This window comes from Coriobacteriaceae bacterium, assembly GCA_025992855.1.
In the GTDB taxonomy this organism is placed as follows: Bacteria; Actinomycetota; Coriobacteriia; order Coriobacteriales; family Coriobacteriaceae; genus Collinsella.
Window position 1 is genome coordinate 217,757 of sequence record DAJPGB010000001.1, and the last position, 16,606, is coordinate 234,362.

Here is a 16,606-nt window from a genome sequence, read left to right on the forward strand (position 1 = left end):
CCCCATCCAAGCGCCGCGGTATGCCGTGGCATACCGTGCTAGAGTTCTTGTTGCACACGACGACCAAGATTGGAGCGGTCTGTATGGAAAACAACACCACGAACCCCGATGTCCTTGAGCGCTTTTTGCGCTACGTCCAGATCAACACGCAATCCGAGGATGCAAACTGCGACCAGGTGCCCTCGAGCACCGTTCAGTTTGACCTCGCCAACGTACTGGCCGAGGAGCTGCGCGAGCTCGGCGCGGCCGATGCCCATGTGACCGAGCATGCCTATGTCTGCGCGCATATTCCCGCGAGCGCTGGCGCCGAGGACAAGCCCGCTCTGGGCCTGATCGCGCACCTCGATACCACCGAGGTCGCCCCGGGCGCCGGCGTGAAGCCGCACATTGTGCACTACGAGGGCGGCGACCTGGTCTGCGGCACCGTTGACGGCAAGCCCGTGGCCATGAGCACCGCCAAGCTCCCCGCCCTGAACGACCTCGTGGGCGAGGACCTGGTCTGCAGCGACGGCACCACGCTGCTGGGCGCCGACGACAAGGCGGGCGTCGCCGAAATCATGGCGCTCGTCGCGCGCATCGCTCAGAATCCCTCGCTGCCCCACCCCGCGCTCGGCATTTGCTTCTGCCCCGACGAGGAGATCGGCCACGGCGCCGAGTTGCTGGATATTGAGGCCTTTGGCTGCAAGTACGCCTACACGGTCGACGGCGGCCCCATCGGCGAACTGGAGTGGGAATGCTTTAACGCCGCCGAGGCGACCGTCTGCTTTGAGGGCCAGTCCATCCACCCGGGCGACGCTAAGGGCCGTATGGTCAACGCAGGCAATCTGTTCTGCGACTTCAACGCGTTGCTCCCCTACGTACAGCGCCCGGAGTATACGGAAGGCTACGAGGGCTTTTATCACCTTGAGGGTGTATCTGCGACCGTCGATCACGCCACAGCGCGCTATATCGTCCGCGACCATGACGCCGCCAAGTTCCAGCAGAAACTCGACCTTATTGATGCCGCTGCCTCGATGCTCAACCAGCGTCTGGGTGAGGAGCGCGTGACGGTCGAGATTAAGCAGCAGTATCGAAATATGGCCGAGATCGTTCGTGACTATCCCGAGCTTATTGATGTTGCCAAGGAAGCCTACCTTGCCTGCGGCGTTGAGCCCCAAGTGCTGCCAATTCGTGGCGGCACCGACGGCGCCCAGCTGTCGTTCCGCGGTCTGCCCTGCCCCAACCTTTCCACCGGCGGCTATTGCTACCACGGCGTCAACGAGTTCGTCCCGGTCAGTTCGCTCGTCAAGATGACCGACGTGCTCCAGGAGCTCGTCGCCCGCTTTGCATAGGGAACTCGAACAATCTAGGTAAGCAAAACCGCCCCGTCCTCAAAACCGAGAACGGGGCGGTTTTTGGTGCAAGGGGAGTAGTCAGCACCGCAGGTTGAGCCAACGTCAGCGAGCGACGTCCAAGGCGAACAAGTTGGCATGAAAAAGGCAGGGCATTGACCTTCTGGTCATGCCCTGCCTTTTGAATGACAAATTGTCGCCTTGGGCGGCGCGCAGCGTCGAGCCGTTACGGCGTTTGGTAAAACGCCGTAACTTAGTAGTTGGCCTCGTAGCCGTTACCGTCGCCGGTGGGCTCTTCGTAGTAGTCCGAATCGCTCGAATCGCCTGAGTCATCGGAATCGTCAGAGCTGACCGATGAAGTTGCGGTACCGTTTGCGTAGTCGTCAGACGTGTTGTTGTTCAGGTCGCCGATCGTAGAACTGGAACCGTCGGAAAGACCCATGGTGTTGGGACCCTTGGGATCCTTGCCGGCATCGACGCGCTCCATCATTTCCTTGAGCTCGTCCTCGTAGACAGAGACGTAGCTCACACCGTCGATCATGGTGCTGTCGTCGGCGTACGAGGGCAGGTTGGCCGAGTAGATACCGTCGACATCCATACCGCGCATGGCGTTGACCGTAGCCACGATATCCTGAACGCTCATATCGGTTACGAGCATATCGGACAGCGAATTAACCAGGCCAAAAATCTTCGTGGCATCGAAGTTATTGAGAATCTGGTTGGCAAGGGCGCCAAGCACCTGACGCTGGTGGCGCATGCGCGTGTAATCGCCGTCGGCATAGGTGTAGCGGCAGCGGGCATAGGTAAGGGCGGTGGCACCGTCCATATGCTGCTGGCCAGCGGTAATCTTAATATCCAGGTGCTCGGGGTCGTCAACATCATCGGTTGCGTTAATGTCGATACCGCCAACCGAATCAATCAGCGCCTGCATACCGTCGAAGCTGACCTCGGCATAGTGGGAAATCTGAACACCGCACAGCTCGTTGACCGCCTCGACCATGGCCTCGGCGCCGCCAACGGTATGGCAGGCGTTGATCTTCATGGTCTCGCCCTTGTACTCGACCTTGGTGTCGCGCGGAACGGAAATGAGCGTCGCCTGCTTTTGCGTGGGGTCGATGCGTGCCAGGATAATCGAGTCGGCACGATACGTATCCTCGCCCGGACGGCCGTCGGTGCCAAGAAGCAGCACGTAGAACGGATCCTTTGCCTCATCGGTGTCAACCAGAACCCGACGCAGATTATCGGTAATGACATTAGAATCGCCGAGCTTGCCCATAATGGTAGCAAACCACAGGCCGGCAGCGGTAGTGGCACTCAGCAGCACACCAAGCACGACAATGAGCGCGACGTGACGAATCGTGTGGCTACGACGACGTTGACGAGCGCGCTCGGAATAGCGAGCCACGTTATCGCGACTGTAGATCTTGGCCTGCGCACCAGTTGAGGGTCTTCGGGCGGTGGTATCCGCGAGGGGCTTTTTATTAAACATAGGCAACCTGCATTAGTAGATGACGGGATCGGGAACAGTGGCGTGCTCGACATGAGCGCCAAGCGCCTGCAGCTTTTCGACAAACTGCTCATAGCCGCGCTTAATGTGATGGATGGCCGAGACCTCGGTCGTGCCGTCGGCAATGAGGCCGGCAACGACGAGTGCCGCGCCACCACGAAGATCCGGTGAGGTTACCTGAGCGCCGGAGAAGCCCTTGACGCCGTGAATCATGGCGTGGTGGCTCTCGATGCGAATATCGGCACCCATGCGCACCAGCTCGGATGCAAACATAAAGCGATTCTCGAAGATGTTCTCGGTGATAACGGAGCTGCCGTCGGCCAGGGCGGAGAGCACCATGATCTGCGCCTGCATATCCGTGGGGAAACCGGGGAACGGGAGCGTCTGGATATCGACCGGCTTGATGCGCTCGGCACGGTTCACATGGACGCCATCCTCGACGCGCTCGCAGTCGATGCCCATGAGCTCCATCTTCTTGAGCACCATGCCCAAGTGAATGGGGCAAAAGCCTGTGACGTCGACACCGCAATCGTCGGCCATCAACGCACCGGCAACGATAAAGGTACCGGCCTCGATACGGTCGCCCACCACGCGATGGGTAACGGGATGCAGCTCCTCCACGCCCTCGATGGTCACGACAGGCGTACCGGCGCCGACAATCTTGGCACCCATTTCGTTGAGCATGTTGGCGAGATCGACGATCTCGGGCTCACGGGCGGCATTATCGATTACCGTGGTACCCTGCGCGCGCACGGAGGCCATGATGAGGTTCTCGGTCGCACCGACACTGGCAAACTCGAGCGTGACGGTGGTACCGTGCAGGCCCTGGGGCGCGTTGGCGTTGATATAGCCGTGGGCGGTATCGAACTCAACGCCCAAGGCCTCAAGACCCAAGATATGCATATCGATCTTGCGAGCACCCAGGTTGCAGCCGCCGGGCATGGCGATCTTGGCGCGATGGAAACGGCCCAGCAGGGGTCCCATCACGGCAGTGGAAGCGCGCATCTTGGCAACGAGCTCGTAGGGCGCCTCCCAAGAATCAACCCGGGAGGTATCGATCTCGAGCGTGTGCTCGTCGAGAACATCGATCGTAGCGCCCATACCCTTGAGCACCTTGCCCATCACGTGGACATCGGAAATATCAGGCACGTTCTGCAGCGTCGTCTTGCCCGGCGCCAGAAGCGTTGCCGCCATAAGTTTGAGCGCGGAGTTCTTGGCACCCGAAACAGGCACGGAACCTCCGATGGCGTGGCCACCCTCAACGCGGATAATATCCAAGGTCTACCCTTTCAAAAAGCATGCCCGGGGTGGCTGGGCCATCCCGGGCATGATGTGTTCGCAAATGGTCGAACGCTAAAACGTCTGACTATTGGGCAAGCTTGAGCTTACACCATGCGATTTCATTATAGAGGTAGGCGCGGCGTGCATCATCCTCCGACAAATTACCCAGCTTCTCTTCAAAACCTTGAATATCGGCTTTAACCTTGTCGGCGTCGACGGTCGCCAAATCGCAAGCGCGCTCGGCGAGAACGGTCACGACATCGTCCGCAACCTGGGCATAGCCGCCGGCCACGGCAAACGTGTGGTCGACAGTGCCCATGGCCTTATCGGAAACGCGAACGTAACCGCGGTCGATCGTGCAGATTTCGCTGGAGTGAGCAGGCAGAACGCCAAACTCGCCATCCGTGGACGGAATCGACACAAACGCAGCGTCGCCCTCATAGGCGCAGCTCACGGGGCACACGATGCGGATACGCATAACCTACTTCTCCCCCATCTTGCGGGCGCGCTCGCGCACGTCCTCAATCGTGGAAGCATAGCGGAACGCCTGCTCGGGCAGGTCATCGGCCTTACCGTCGACAATCTCGGCGAAGGAGCGGACGGTATCCTCGACGCGGACGTAGACACCGGGGTTGCCGGTGAACTTCTCGGCGACGTGGAAGGACTGGGAGAGGAACTGCTGGATCTTACGGGCACGGTTGACCGTAAGGCGCTGCTCCTCGGACAGCTCGTCCATACCCAGAATGGCGATGATGTCCTGAAGGTCGGAGTACTCCTGCAGAAGCTCCTGGACCTTGACGGCGACACGGTAGTGCTCCTCGCCGACGATCGAGGGATCGAGAGCGTCGGAGGAAGACGCGAGCGGGTCGATAGCCGGGAACAGACCGAGCGACGAAATGCTACGCGAAAGAACTGTGGTGGCGTCGAGGTGCGTAAACGTCGTGGCAGGCGCCGGGTCGGTCAGGTCGTCTGCAGGGACGTAGACAGCCTGGACGGAGGTAATGGAACCCGTCTTGGTCGAGGTAATGCGCTCCTGGAGGTCACCCATCTCGGTAGCCAGCGTAGGCTGGTAACCGACGGCGGACGGCATACGACCCAGCAGTGCGGAAACCTCGGAACCGGCCTGGGAGAAGCGGAAGATGTTGTCGATGAACAGCAGAACGTCCTGGCCACGATCGCGGAAGTACTCAGCGGTGGTAAGGCCAGCCAGACCGATGCGCAGACGCGCTCCAGGCGGCTCGTTCATCTGACCATAGACCAAGCAGGTCTTGTCGATAACGCCAGACTCGCTCATCTCGAGGAACAGGTCGGTGCCCTCACGAGTACGCTCGCCGACACCGGTGAACACCGAGGTGCCGCCGTGCTCCTGGGCGAGGTTGTTGATGAGCTCCTGAATCAGAACGGTCTTGCCGACGCCGGCGCCGCCGAACAGGCCCGTTTTGCCGCCACGGATGTAGGGCTCGAGCAGGTCAACGGCCTTGATGCCGGTTTCGAAGATCTCGGTCTTGGTGGTGAGCTCGTCGAAGCGGGGCGCTGCGTGGTGGATGGGATAGAACTCCTCCACCTCGGGCATGGGCTTACCGTCGACGGGCTTGCCCATGACGTTCCAAATGCGGCCGAGCGTCTTGGGGCCAACGGGCATCTTCATGGGCTCACCGGTATCGGTGGCGGTGAGACCACGCTGCAGACCGTCGGTCGAGGACATGGCGACCGTGCGGACGACGCCGCCCGGAAGCTGGCTCTCAACCTCGAGGATCGTGCTCAGGTGACCGATCGGGGTCTCGGCCTCGACCGTGAGCGCGTTGTAGATCGGGGGCACCGCACCGTCAAACTTGACGTCGACGACAGGGCCGATGATACGCACGATGCGACCATCACCGGCAGTCGTCTTCTTGGTGGCTTCCTCGACCGCAAGCTTTACGGTGTTATTAGCCATTACTGTTCCTCCAATGCTGAGGCTCCGCCGACGATCTCGTTGATCTCGGTCGTGATCGAAGCCTGGCGCACGCGACTATACGTGCGGGTAAGGGTCGAGATGATCGCGGTGGCGTTTTCCGTCGCGGAGTGCATGGCCTTGCGGCGCGCACCCTGCTCGGCGGCCGCCGAATCGATCAGGGCCTGGTAGATGACCGTCAAGATATATGACGGTACAAGCTTGCCGAGAACATGCTCGGGAGAGGGCACGAACTCGAACGTGGACGAGATGCGCTTAGGGGCGTCGGTCTCGTTCTTACGCGGACCGTGGGCCATAGCGATCATCTCGGGATCGAGCGGCAGCAAGTGCTCGACGCGAAGCTCCTGATCCACGCGGTTCTTGGCGTGGTGGTAGACAAGCTCGACGCGGTCAAGCTCACCGGCACGATACGCATCGCAGATATGAGAGGAGATCATGCGGGCCTGATTGAAATCGGGCTCAGAGGAGTTGCCCTCAAAGTGCATGGCGACGTTTGCGCGGTCACGGAAATACGTGGCCGGTTTGCGCCCACACGCGATGATCTCGCACTCGATGCCATCGTTCGCCCAAGAAGCGGCGAGCTTTTCGGCCGTGCGCTCCACCGTCGTATTGAAACCGCCGGCAAGGCCGCGGTCCGAGGCAATGACGACAATCAGGCCATGCTTGACGCTCTCATGCTTCTGCAGCATGGGATCGGTGCCCGAGCAGGAGGCGTCGCCGGCGACCGTCAACATGACGTCGGTCAGCGCCTCCTTATAGGGCTCGGCCTGCTTGGAGCGATCGAGGGCACGACGGATCTTGGCCGTAGAGACCATCTCCATCGTGCGCGTGATCTGCTTGGTCGTGGTAACCGAGGAGATTCGCTTCTTAATGTCGCGAAGGTTGGCCATAGGGCTTAGTTCTCCTCTGATCCAGTCGTATCGGCATGGTGCTTGGCCATGAACTGCTGCTTGAAGTCACCGATGACGCGCAAGAGCTCGGCCTTGGTGTCGTCGTCGATCTTCTTGGCGCGAACCTTGTCGAGCAGCGAGCCAAAGCCATTGTCCATGTACTCGATGAGCTCGGCACGGAAAGGCAGCACGTCGGCGATCTCCAGGTCATCCAGGAAGCCCTCGTTGCCAGCGAACAGCGTAACAATCTGCTCGCCAACCTCAAACGGCTGGTAGCGCGGCTGCTTCAGGAGCTCGGTCATGCGGGCACCATGGGTCAGCTGCTTCTGAGTAGCCTCGTCGAGGTCGGAGCCGAACTGGGTAAAGCCAGCGAGCTCCTGGTACGAAGCGAGGTCCAGACGGAGGTTGCCGGCGACCTGCTTCATGGCCTTGGTCTGTGCATCGCCACCGACGCGGGACACGGAGATACCCACGTCGACTGCCGGGCGCTGACCCTGGAAGAAGAGCTCGGACTGCAGGTAGATCTGACCATCGGTAATGGAAATGACGTTGGTCGGAATGTAGGCCGAGACGTCGCCGTCCTGGGTCTCGATGATCGGCAGTGCCGTCATGGAGCCGTAGCCGTTCTTCTTGGACATCTTGACGGCACGCTCGAGCAGACGAGAGTGCAGGTAGAAAATGTCGCCAGGATAGGCCTCGCGTCCGGGCGGACGATGCAGCGTCAGCGACATCTGACGGTAGGCCACGGCCTGCTTGGACAGGTCGTCGTAGATGACGAGCACGTGGCCGCCGGGGTTGGTCTCGCTGGCGGGCTTGCCGTCCTCGCCGTTGTACATGAAGAACTCGCCGATAGCGGCACCGGCCATAGGCGCGATGTACTGCATAGGGGCGGAATCGGCAGCGGTTGCCGAAACGATGATGGTGTAGTCGAGCGCACCGTGCTGAGCGAGGGTCTCGCGGATGTTGGCAACCGTGGAGGCCTTCTGGCCGATGGCGACATAGATGCAGACCATGCCCTTGCCGCGCTGATTGAGGATAGCGTCGATGGCGATGGCGGTCTTACCGGTCTTACGGTCGCCGATGATGAGCTCACGCTGACCACGGCCGATAGGCACCATGGAGTCGATGGCCAACAGGCCGGTCTGAACCGGCTCGCACACCGGGGTACGGTCGATGACGCCGGGGGCCTTGAACTCGATGGGGCGACGATGCGTGGCGACGATGTCACCCAGGCCGTCGATGGGCTGGCCGAGCGGATTGACGACGCGGCCGAGCATGGCGCGGCTCACGGGGATATCCATAATGCGGCCAGTGGTGCGGCACTCGTCGCCTTCCTTGATGGAGTCGACGGCACCGAACAGAACGGCGCCGACCTCGTCACGGTCAAGGTTCTGGGCAAGGCCGAAGACGGTCTCACCGGTATCGGAGCTCTTGAACTCCAGAAGCTCGCCTGCCATGGCGCTCTTGAGGCCGGAGACGCGCGCGATGCCGTCGCCTACCTCGTCGACCGTTGAAACCTCATGCGTATCGACCGTCGCGGAGAGGCTCGTGAGCTGCTCCTGCAGTTTCTTGGCGATATCCTGGGCATTGAGGGTTTCGGACATTAGGCTTCACCTCCGTACGAATTAGCAGAGTTTGCGAGGGTCTCCTGCGCGATGCGCAGCTGCGTCTTGACGGAAATGTCACGACGCTCGCCGCGGGCCTCGAGCACCAGGCCGCCCACAATAGACGGGTCGACCTGCTCGATAAGGAATACCTTGCGGCCGAAGTCCTGCTCGCATTTCTTAGTGATGGTTTGACGCAGCTCGTCGTCGAGCGGGATCGCCGTGGTGACGGTCACGCCCACTACATCCTCGTCTTCCTCGGCAACATACTTAAAGGCAGCTGCCACCTTGGGAAGAAGGTCGAGCTGGTCGCGCTTGGACATGGTGTCGAGCACGGCGATGATCTCGGGGCTGGCGCTAGCCAGACGCTCGATCATCTCGAGGTCCTCGAACACATGGTTCTCGGCCTTGGCGGCTTCCAAAAGGGAGCGCGCGTAGGTCTCGAGCACCTTGTCCTGATAGCGGCTAGTCGGCATTCAGGCTACCTGCTTCCTGGATGTAGCGCTCGATGAGCTTCTTCTGCTCGCCCTCGTCCTCGAGTGCCTCGCCCACGATCTTGGTGGCGACAGCAACGGACAGGTCGGCGATGGAGCTCGCGGCACCGGCGTAGATGGACTTGCGCTCGTCCTCGACGGTCGTGTGGGCCTTGGCGATGATCTCCTCGGCCTCCTTGTGAGCAGCCTCGATGATACGGGCGCGCTCGGACTCGGCGTCCTTACGGGCCTCGAGAACGATGTCGGCAGCCTGACGACGGGCGTCGGTGACGATCGAGTCAGACTCAGCGCGCTTGGCGATAGCCTCCTGCTTGGTCTTCTCGGCCTCGTCGAGGCTCTCCTCGATCTTCTTGCCGCGCTCCTCCATGGTTTTCATGATGCCCGGCAGGGCGACCTTGGCCAGCACGATCCAGATGATCAGGAAGGCGATAAGCGCCGGAATGAACTCCGCCATCTTAGGGATGAGGATGTCCGCACCGGCAGCGCCGTCCTCGGCGAACGCGGAAACCGGCATGAGCAGCGCGGCCGCGGACGCGGAGAGTGCGATCGCGCTCTTCTGGGATGAAAGATTCATACTTGACGCTCCGTGCTATTTAACGATCAGCGCGACAACGAAGCCGATCAGAGCCAGAGCCTCGCCGAAGGCGGAGCCCATGATGAAGACGGTGAACACGCGGCCCTGGACCTCAGGCTGACGGGCCATAGCACCCGTAGCACCCAGAGCAGACAGGCCGATAGCAAGACCAGCGCCGATAACACCGAGACCGTAACCGATAACTCCCACGATTCCTCCTTTGTCGTGCGTGTCTTATTTCACGCAGGATAACCTTTTTATAACTGCCGGGCTCCATGGGTACGGGCACCGGCGGTTTAACGAATTGCCTTACCTTTAAGGCGCGAACGGAAGACTACTCCTCCTCCGCGACCTCCTCTGCCTCGGAGACATACACGGCGGTAAGGACCGTGAAGACGTAAGCCTGGATAGCGCCGACCACAAGCTCGATCGCATAGATCAGGATGAGGATGGCAAGCCAGGCCAGCGAAGGCAGGGCGCCGACGGCGTGGGCCGCGGAAACCTGCTGAAGCAGCGGCTGCATGAACATGCTCGCCATGATGGCGAACGAGCCCATGACCACGTGTCCTGCGAACATGTTGCAGAACAGACGGACGGCGAGCGTGATAAGGCGCAGGAAGGTCGAGAAAAGCTCGACGACCCACACGAGCACGTTCATCGGGAAGCTCACGCCCTGCGGGGCGAGGCTCTTGATGTAGCCGATCACGCCGTGAGCCTTGCATCCGTAGTAGATGAAGTACACGAAGGCGAAGATGGCGAGCGCGGCGGTGGAGCCGATTGCGCCGGTGCCGGGCTTCATTCCCGGGATCAGGCCGATCATGTTATTGATCAGGATGAACAGGAAAAGCGAGCACAGGAACGGGAAGTGCTTCTTCCAGTTCTCACCCACGACGCCCTTGCCGATATCGTTCTCGACGTACTCGATGATGTACTCGAAACCGTTGACGAAGAAGCCCTTGGGAACTAGGGTCTGCTTCTTCTTGAACACGGCCAGGACGATCAGGAGCACGATCGTGGAGACGATCAGCCAAAACGAGTACTGCGTGATGCCGCAGCTCAGATCGCCCACGACAGGGGTGGAGCTGAACTCGCTGACCAGATGATTAATCTCATCAGGCAGCTTTTCAAAAATTTCCACGACTTACCTTTCGACCTCATGAGGATCTCGCAACGCCTTGGCGACGCGAACCGTGCAGGCGGCCATAAAGGCCACGAAGCCGATCGCCTCGCCCAGGAGGAACATGCGAAATGCCTCTCCGAACAACGCAAACACAACCAAGGTAAAGACGAGCAGGGCGACTGCCGAGACCGCCAGGCTCACCATGCCCTTGAGCATGTCCGCATTCTGTTTATCGTCAAGAACCGGCTTGAGCGTAAAAACAAAGGGAAGGAAGGCAATTGCGCCCGCGATGGCGCCTGCAACGATAGCGAGCAGATCGGCTATCTGAAACACTGGCTTCCTCGCTTTCCTTTTTAACGCCTCACAGCACAGTCCCAGCCAAACATTGGTGACTATTGTACGAGCCAATCGCTAAAGTACAACCGTAAAACAAACGGTTAATACGCACCTGTACGTTTTCTTAAGGCCTTCTTTATGCCGCAGGTACGGTAATACGTTTTTTCGAACCCCTCAGGGCAAAACGTCCGTTAACAGAAGTGCGCGTGGACGACTTTTGCTCGCCCGCGCGCACCATTTCTTCGTATTTGTGACCGTAGCCGACAAGGCCCAACGACTAGAGCGTACCGTAGATGCGGTCGCCGGCGTCGCCCAGGCCGGGAACGATGTAGGCGGCCTCGTTGAGATGGTCATCGATGGCGCAGGTATAAATATGTACGTCGGGGTCCTTTTCGGTCAGTGACTTGAGGCCCTCGGGCGCGGCGACGATACACAGCATGCGGATATCCTTAACACCGCGCTCGCGCAGGTAGCTGATGGCCATCTCGGCCGAACCGCCCGTGGCGAGCATGGGGTCAACAACCAGGCAGATGCGCTGGTCGATATCCTTGGGCATCTTGCAGTAATACTCATGCGGCTCGTGGGTAACCTCGTCACGCTCCATACCGATGTGGCCCACGCGAGCGGAGGGTACCAAGTCGAGGATGCCATCGACCATGCCAAGGCCTGCGCGCAGGATGGGAACGATGGCGAGCTTCTTGCCGGCAAGCTGCTTAAACGTGGCGGTGGTGATGGGAGTCTCGACCTCGACGTCTTCCATGGGCAGGTCGCGCATGGCCTCGTAACCGTCAAAGAGCGCAAGCTCGCGCACGAGCTGGCGGAACTGGTTGGTGCCAGTGCTCTTGTCGCGCAAGATCGACAGCTTGTGCTGGACGAGTGGGTGATCGACAAGGGTCACACGGGACGTATCGTAGGTGACGGTCATGGGTTGATGCCCCTTTCATTGCGGCCGGAAGATGGCCTTGCTGACAAGACGCATGGCGACGTTGTTGCCTCGCGCCGTGCATAAGTTTAACGGTTTGTTGTATCGAGCAGCTCGTCGCAACCCTACTGAGCGGTGTTGAGCGAACGCTTGACGGCATCACGCCAACCAGCGAGGTTGCTCTCACGGCGCTCGGCGGACATGTGAGGATGGAAGACTTTGACGATCTGAGCGTTTTGCTCCAGCTCCTCCAAATCCTCCCAATAGCCGACGGCAAGGCCCGCCAAGTACGCGGCGCCGATCGCCGTGGTCTCCACCGTCTCGCACTGCAGCACGGGGATATCCAGCAGATCGGCCTGGAATTGCATGATGAACTCGTTGCGCGAGGCACCGCCATCGACGGACAGGCGCTCAATCGAAAGTCCCACGTCCTGCTCCATGGCGCGTAGCACGTCATAACTCTGGTAGGCCATGGACTCGCAAGCCGCACGCACGATGGTCGCGCGACTCGAGGCACCGGTCAGGCCGCACACGATACCGCGAGCATGCGGGTCCCACCAGGGAGCGCCCAGGCCTGCGAAGGCGGGAACGAAGTAGCAGCCCTCGTTGTCGTTAATCGAAGTGGCGAGTTGCGCGGACTCGCTCACGCTCGAGATGATGCCCATGTTGTTGCGCAGCCAGTTCATGGTTGAGCCGGCGGCAAAGATAGAACCCTCGAGCGCATAGCTGATCTTGCCGTCCGCGGCGATACCGATCGTGGAGACCAAACCGTTCTTGGATTCGACGATCTCGTCGCCTGTGTTCATGAGCATAAAGCAGCCCGTGCCATAGGTGTTTTTGGTCTGGCCGGGATGGAAGCAGCAGTGGCCGAACAGCGACGCCTGCTGGTCGCCCGCCACGCCCATGATGGGTGGCATGTTGGTCATGATGTCGCTCGCAACGCAGCCGTAGTCGCCCGAGCTCCAACGAACCTCGGGCATCATGGAACGCGGGACGTCGAAAAGCGCCAGCAGATCGTCGTCCCAATCGAGCGCATGGATATTAAAGAGCGCGGTGCGGCTGGCATTGGTGTAGTCGGTGGCAAAGACCTGACCGCCGGTGAGGTTGTAGATGAGCCAGGTGTCGATGGTGCCGAACATGAGGTCGCCCGCCGCCGCGCTCTCACGCGCACCGTCGACGTTGTCGAGAATCCACTGCACCTTGGAGGCCGAGAAATACGGGTCGAGCGTAAGCCCCGTGCGGGAGCGCACCAGCTCTTCTGCGCCCTGCTCGACCAGCTCGTCGATCAGAGGTGCGGTGCGACGGCATTGCCACACGATGGCGTTATAGATGGGTTGGCCGCTTATGCGGTCCCACACCACCGTGGTCTCGCGCTGGTTAGAGATACCGATGGCGGCAATGCGGTCAGAATGGATGCCGCTCTTAAACTGGACCTCCATCATCACGCCGATCTGGCTGGCAAGCACCTCCGTGGGATCCTGCTCCACCCAGCCGGGGCGCGGGAAGCTGGTTTTGACGCTACGACGCGCCTGGGCGACGATGCAGCCGTACTCGTCGACGATGGTCGCGAGTACCGAGGTAGTGCCGCAGTCGAGCGCCATGATGTAGGAACCGCCAAAGCTAAACGAGGCGTCTTCCATGCCCAGGCTGCCTAGATTCAACGACATCGCTTACACCTTTCTATTGCATCGGGTCGGACAGGACCCGTTCGATCTCTGATGCGGGAAGCGCGCCTTGGCGCAGGATCTGGAGCTCGCCGTGCTGAAACGACACGATGGTTGAGGCGTCGCGACACGGGGTCTCACCGGCATCGACGGCCACATCGACCCCCTCCAGGATGCGCTCCTCCACCGTGGCAAAACTTGCCGGCGCGGGCGCGCCGTGCGTGTTGGCGCTGGTGCAGGCAAGAGGGCTGCCGCAGGCGCGGATGAGCGCTTGCACCACGGGCGAGGCCGAAGCGCGAAGTGCCACCGTGTTGTCGGCGGCGCGCATAAAGGTCGGCACGCAGGGGGCCGCCTTGACCACGATAGTCAGGGCGCCCGGCCAGCATCGTCGGGCGAGCACGCGGGCCTCGTTAGGGATATCCACGCCATAGCGGTCGAGTGCCTCGGCATCATCGACCAGCCAGGCAACCGTTTGGGTGAGCTCGCGCTGCTTGAGGGTAAAGATGCGACGATAGCCGGTACCGAGTGCAGGGACCGCGGCGCCGTTGACGGCGGCCTGCGGATCGCGCGGCCACGGCAGAGGTTCACTTGTATCTTGTGGAACGGCATCCGAGAAGGCGTTGACCGCCACGGCGACACCGTAGACCGTCTCGGTTGGAATAAGCGCCAGGCCGCCGCGACCGAGTAGCTCGGCCGTGCGCTCGACTGCAAGCCGATGTGGCTCGCGCGCTCCCTCGTATACCCGATAGACCGTCTGCATGTGTATGCCAGCCCCTTACGCTCTGGTGCAAGTTTGTTTACTGTGGGGCATTCTCGCACGAAACGTTCAACCTATTTGCCCAGAGCGCATGTTGGTTTGGTGAGCGGCTCTAGTAGTCGGTGAAAGTGAGGGGGTTAATTGAAGATTTTTAGCGCGCAAGCGTAACGGTACGATCGGGAAACTCGATGCTTGCAACCAGTTTTCCGCCGAGGCTCTCTGCGTACCTGCTCAGCGTGTCGAGCCTCATCGAACCCAACTCCCCACGCTCGAGCTCGGATACACGTTTTTGAGAAACGCCCATCGACTGGGCGACCGACGCCTGTGTTAGATCTTTTAACCTGCGAATCTGAGCAAGCTTATAGGCTTCGATACGATCGCGAGTCCTCTCCTGCTCGGCGGTAATGGAGTCGCGTGTTATCCCGCGAGATTCCATATACTCATGCAGTTCCATCTCGATCGAGCCTCCTTACGTGGCGACGGTATATTTGCTCGGCCCTTGGAATGTTGATCGCATACCAACCGTTCCATTTTGCCCTTGACGATCCCGCTCGCGACTTATCACCCGCCAATAGCAATACCGCCTGGCGCTTGGGGTCAAAGGCGAAGAGGATGCGAATCACCTGCCCACCACACGACGTCACTCTCAGCTCCTTTAAATGATGAAGCTTCGAGCCCTTTACGCGGTCAACCAGCGGACGACCAAGGCTGGGACCTTCCTTCTCGAGCACCAAAAGGTCTGCATAAATCTGCTTCAGCGTAGCTTCATCCTGCTCATCAAGCCAAGGTTCAATGTAATCAAGCACGATACGGTACCGATGCAGCTGATTTGACATACCTTTCTCCTTCTATAGTAGAAGTTTTACGGTATATTGCAAGGACAAACTTGCGCAAATGTCTATTTATTCAGCTTAAATACGCTGTTTGGGCTCGGTGACGATGGCTCGAACGATGCGGGGACGATCGGTGAGGTCGTGGACGATACGCACGTCCGAAAGGCCTGCCTGGCGACAGAGCTCGGCCGCAGCGTCGAGCGCACCCTCGTAGAGCTCGCAGGCAAAGAGGCCGCCGGCGCGCAACATGTAGGGCGCCGCGTTGAGCAGGCGGCGGAAGATATCGAGGCCGTCGGCACCGCCCTCGAGCGCCAGATCGGGCTCAAAGTCCTTGACCTCGTGCGGCAGCGAGCGCATGACATCGCTGGGGATGTAGGGCGGGTTGGAGACGAGTACGTCAAAGGTGCCCCACTCTTCGCGGGGAATGGAGCTCACCAGGTTCGTGAGGCTGAAGGCGACCTCGTCGGACGTGAGGCCAAGCGCATCGCGGTTTTTGGTAGCAAGGTCGATGGCGCGCGGCTCGATATCGGTAGCAGTGCAGGTGACGTGGCCGCGACGCTCCCAGGCAAGCGAGAGCGAGATGCAGCCCGTGCCGCAGCCGACCTCGAGAACGCGGGCGATGCGGGGCTCGGCTGGGGCAGATACGTTGGCCTCGGCGGCATCTTGCGCGGGAGTCGTCTGTTGGTCGTTGCCCTCAATGGCGATGCCGTATTCGTCGAGCTCGGGCTCGGGGGTTTCCACGGTCTCTGCTTCTGCCGCCCGCACGGCGGCTTCCTCGGCCTCGCGATCGGCAAGCTCCTCGGCATAGGCGCGGCTACCGAGCACGTCGCTACCCAGCGCAGCCTCATCGGCGGCCGTCAGGTTGGCAGCACGGCGCTCGGCGGTCGCGCGCTCGTCGGCCAGCGCCGCCTCGGCTTTGCGAGCCTGTTCGACCTCATCGTTCCAAGGCAGCTCCACGCGCTGGCGGGCGGCGGCCTCGGGGCTCAGCACCTCGGCATCCAGGTAGTTCAGGACTTCTTCGACGAGCATCTCGGTCTCGGGGCGCGGGATGAGCACGCCAGGGGCGCACGCGACGTCGATCATGCGAAACTGCGTGCTACCGGTGATGTACTGCAGCGGCTCGCCCTTCGCGCGACGGACGACGGCCGCGTGCATGGTCTCGAGCTGCGCTGCGTCGAGCGTCTCGTCCATGCGCATATATAAGTCGATGCGCGCCAGACCCGTAGCTGCGCACAGCAGCCACTCGGCAGAAAGACGGGGGTGCTCCTCGCCGCGCTCGGCCAGGTACTCCTTGGTCCACTCGAGACAACGCTTGATGGTCCAGATCTCGTTTGCCATG

The 16,606-nt window shown here is 60.7% G+C and carries 18 protein-coding genes; 1 reads left to right on the top strand and 17 read right to left on the bottom strand.

What is annotated here, in order from left to right; all coding sequences use genetic code 11:
- Positions 1-83 precede the first annotated feature (83 nt).
- Positions 84-1,331, top strand: coding sequence for a peptidase T (gene pepT, locus OIL88_00955; GenBank protein HJI70954.1), 1,248 nt, complete (start codon positions 84-86; stop codon positions 1,329-1,331).
- Between the two features lie 253 nt (positions 1,332-1,584).
- On the opposite strand, the gene OIL88_00960 is transcribed toward pepT, so the two are convergent.
- From OIL88_00960 to OIL88_01040, 17 genes are all read right to left on the bottom strand, one after another.
- The gene (locus OIL88_00960) at positions 1,585-2,820 is read right to left on the bottom strand and encodes an LCP family protein (protein HJI70955.1); all 1,236 of its coding nucleotides are present in this window, start codon (positions 2,818-2,820) and stop codon (positions 1,585-1,587) included.
- Positions 2,821-2,832: 12 nt separating this feature from the next.
- Positions 2,833-4,116 carry a UDP-N-acetylglucosamine 1-carboxyvinyltransferase gene (gene murA, locus OIL88_00965; GenBank protein ID HJI70956.1) on the bottom strand — a complete coding sequence of 428 codons (1,284 nt, stop codon included), beginning with the start codon at positions 4,114-4,116 and terminating at the stop codon, positions 2,833-2,835.
- Between the two features lie 88 nt (positions 4,117-4,204).
- On the bottom strand, positions 4,205-4,597 hold the full coding sequence (gene atpC / locus OIL88_00970; GenBank protein ID HJI70957.1) for an ATP synthase F1 subunit epsilon: 393 nt from the start codon (positions 4,595-4,597) through the stop codon (positions 4,205-4,207).
- Positions 4,598-4,600: 3 nt separating this feature from the next.
- On the bottom strand, positions 4,601-6,055 hold the full coding sequence (gene atpD / locus OIL88_00975) for a F0F1 ATP synthase subunit beta (GenBank protein HJI70958.1): 1,455 nt from the start codon (positions 6,053-6,055) through the stop codon (positions 4,601-4,603).
- Positions 6,055-6,963 carry an ATP synthase F1 subunit gamma gene (atpG, locus tag OIL88_00980; protein HJI70959.1) on the bottom strand — a complete coding sequence of 303 codons (909 nt, stop codon included), beginning with the start codon at positions 6,961-6,963 and terminating at the stop codon, positions 6,055-6,057. Before atpG ends, atpD begins: the two co-directional genes overlap by 1 nt.
- Before the next feature lie 5 nt (positions 6,964-6,968).
- On the bottom strand, positions 6,969-8,567 hold the full coding sequence (gene atpA / locus OIL88_00985; protein HJI70960.1) for a F0F1 ATP synthase subunit alpha: 1,599 nt from the start codon (positions 8,565-8,567) through the stop codon (positions 6,969-6,971).
- On the bottom strand, positions 8,567-9,043 hold the full coding sequence (locus OIL88_00990; protein ID HJI70961.1) for a F0F1 ATP synthase subunit delta: 477 nt from the start codon (positions 9,041-9,043) through the stop codon (positions 8,567-8,569). Before OIL88_00990 ends, atpA begins: the two co-directional genes overlap by 1 nt.
- Complete coding sequence (atpF, locus tag OIL88_00995) at positions 9,033-9,635, bottom strand: F0F1 ATP synthase subunit B (protein HJI70962.1); 603 nt, start codon at positions 9,633-9,635, stop codon at positions 9,033-9,035. Before atpF ends, OIL88_00990 begins: the two co-directional genes overlap by 11 nt.
- Before the next feature lie 15 nt (positions 9,636-9,650).
- Positions 9,651-9,845, bottom strand: a complete 195-nt coding sequence (locus OIL88_01000) for an ATPase (GenBank protein HJI70963.1) — start codon at positions 9,843-9,845, stop codon at positions 9,651-9,653.
- A 124-nt stretch (positions 9,846-9,969) separates the two neighbouring features.
- Entirely contained in the window at positions 9,970-10,773 is an 804-nt protein-coding gene (gene atpB, locus OIL88_01005; protein HJI70964.1) for a F0F1 ATP synthase subunit A, read from the bottom strand.
- A 3-nt stretch (positions 10,774-10,776) separates the two neighbouring features.
- A complete protein-coding gene (locus OIL88_01010; GenBank protein HJI70965.1) occupies positions 10,777-11,088 on the bottom strand; it encodes a hypothetical protein in 312 nt (103 codons plus the stop codon).
- A gap of 280 nt (positions 11,089-11,368) precedes the next feature.
- Positions 11,369-12,016, bottom strand: a complete 648-nt coding sequence (gene upp / locus OIL88_01015; GenBank protein HJI70966.1) for a uracil phosphoribosyltransferase — start codon at positions 12,014-12,016, stop codon at positions 11,369-11,371.
- 122 nt (positions 12,017-12,138) lie between these two features.
- On the bottom strand, positions 12,139-13,680 hold the full coding sequence (glpK, locus tag OIL88_01020; protein HJI70967.1) for a glycerol kinase GlpK: 1,542 nt from the start codon (positions 13,678-13,680) through the stop codon (positions 12,139-12,141).
- Positions 13,681-13,693: 13 nt separating this feature from the next.
- Positions 13,694-14,437 carry an L-threonylcarbamoyladenylate synthase gene (locus tag OIL88_01025; GenBank protein HJI70968.1) on the bottom strand — a complete coding sequence of 248 codons (744 nt, stop codon included), beginning with the start codon at positions 14,435-14,437 and terminating at the stop codon, positions 13,694-13,696.
- A 148-nt stretch (positions 14,438-14,585) separates the two neighbouring features.
- Positions 14,586-14,888 (bottom strand): helix-turn-helix domain-containing protein, encoded by a 303-nt coding sequence (locus OIL88_01030; GenBank protein HJI70969.1) that lies wholly within the window; start codon positions 14,886-14,888, stop codon positions 14,586-14,588.
- Positions 14,875-15,270 (bottom strand): type II toxin-antitoxin system RelE/ParE family toxin, encoded by a 396-nt coding sequence (locus OIL88_01035; protein ID HJI70970.1) that lies wholly within the window; start codon positions 15,268-15,270, stop codon positions 14,875-14,877. Before OIL88_01035 ends, OIL88_01030 begins: the two co-directional genes overlap by 14 nt.
- A 75-nt stretch (positions 15,271-15,345) precedes the next feature.
- The gene (locus tag OIL88_01040; protein HJI70971.1) at positions 15,346-16,605 is read right to left on the bottom strand and encodes a peptide chain release factor N(5)-glutamine methyltransferase; all 1,260 of its coding nucleotides are present in this window, start codon (positions 16,603-16,605) and stop codon (positions 15,346-15,348) included.
- Position 16,606 lies beyond the last annotated feature (1 nt).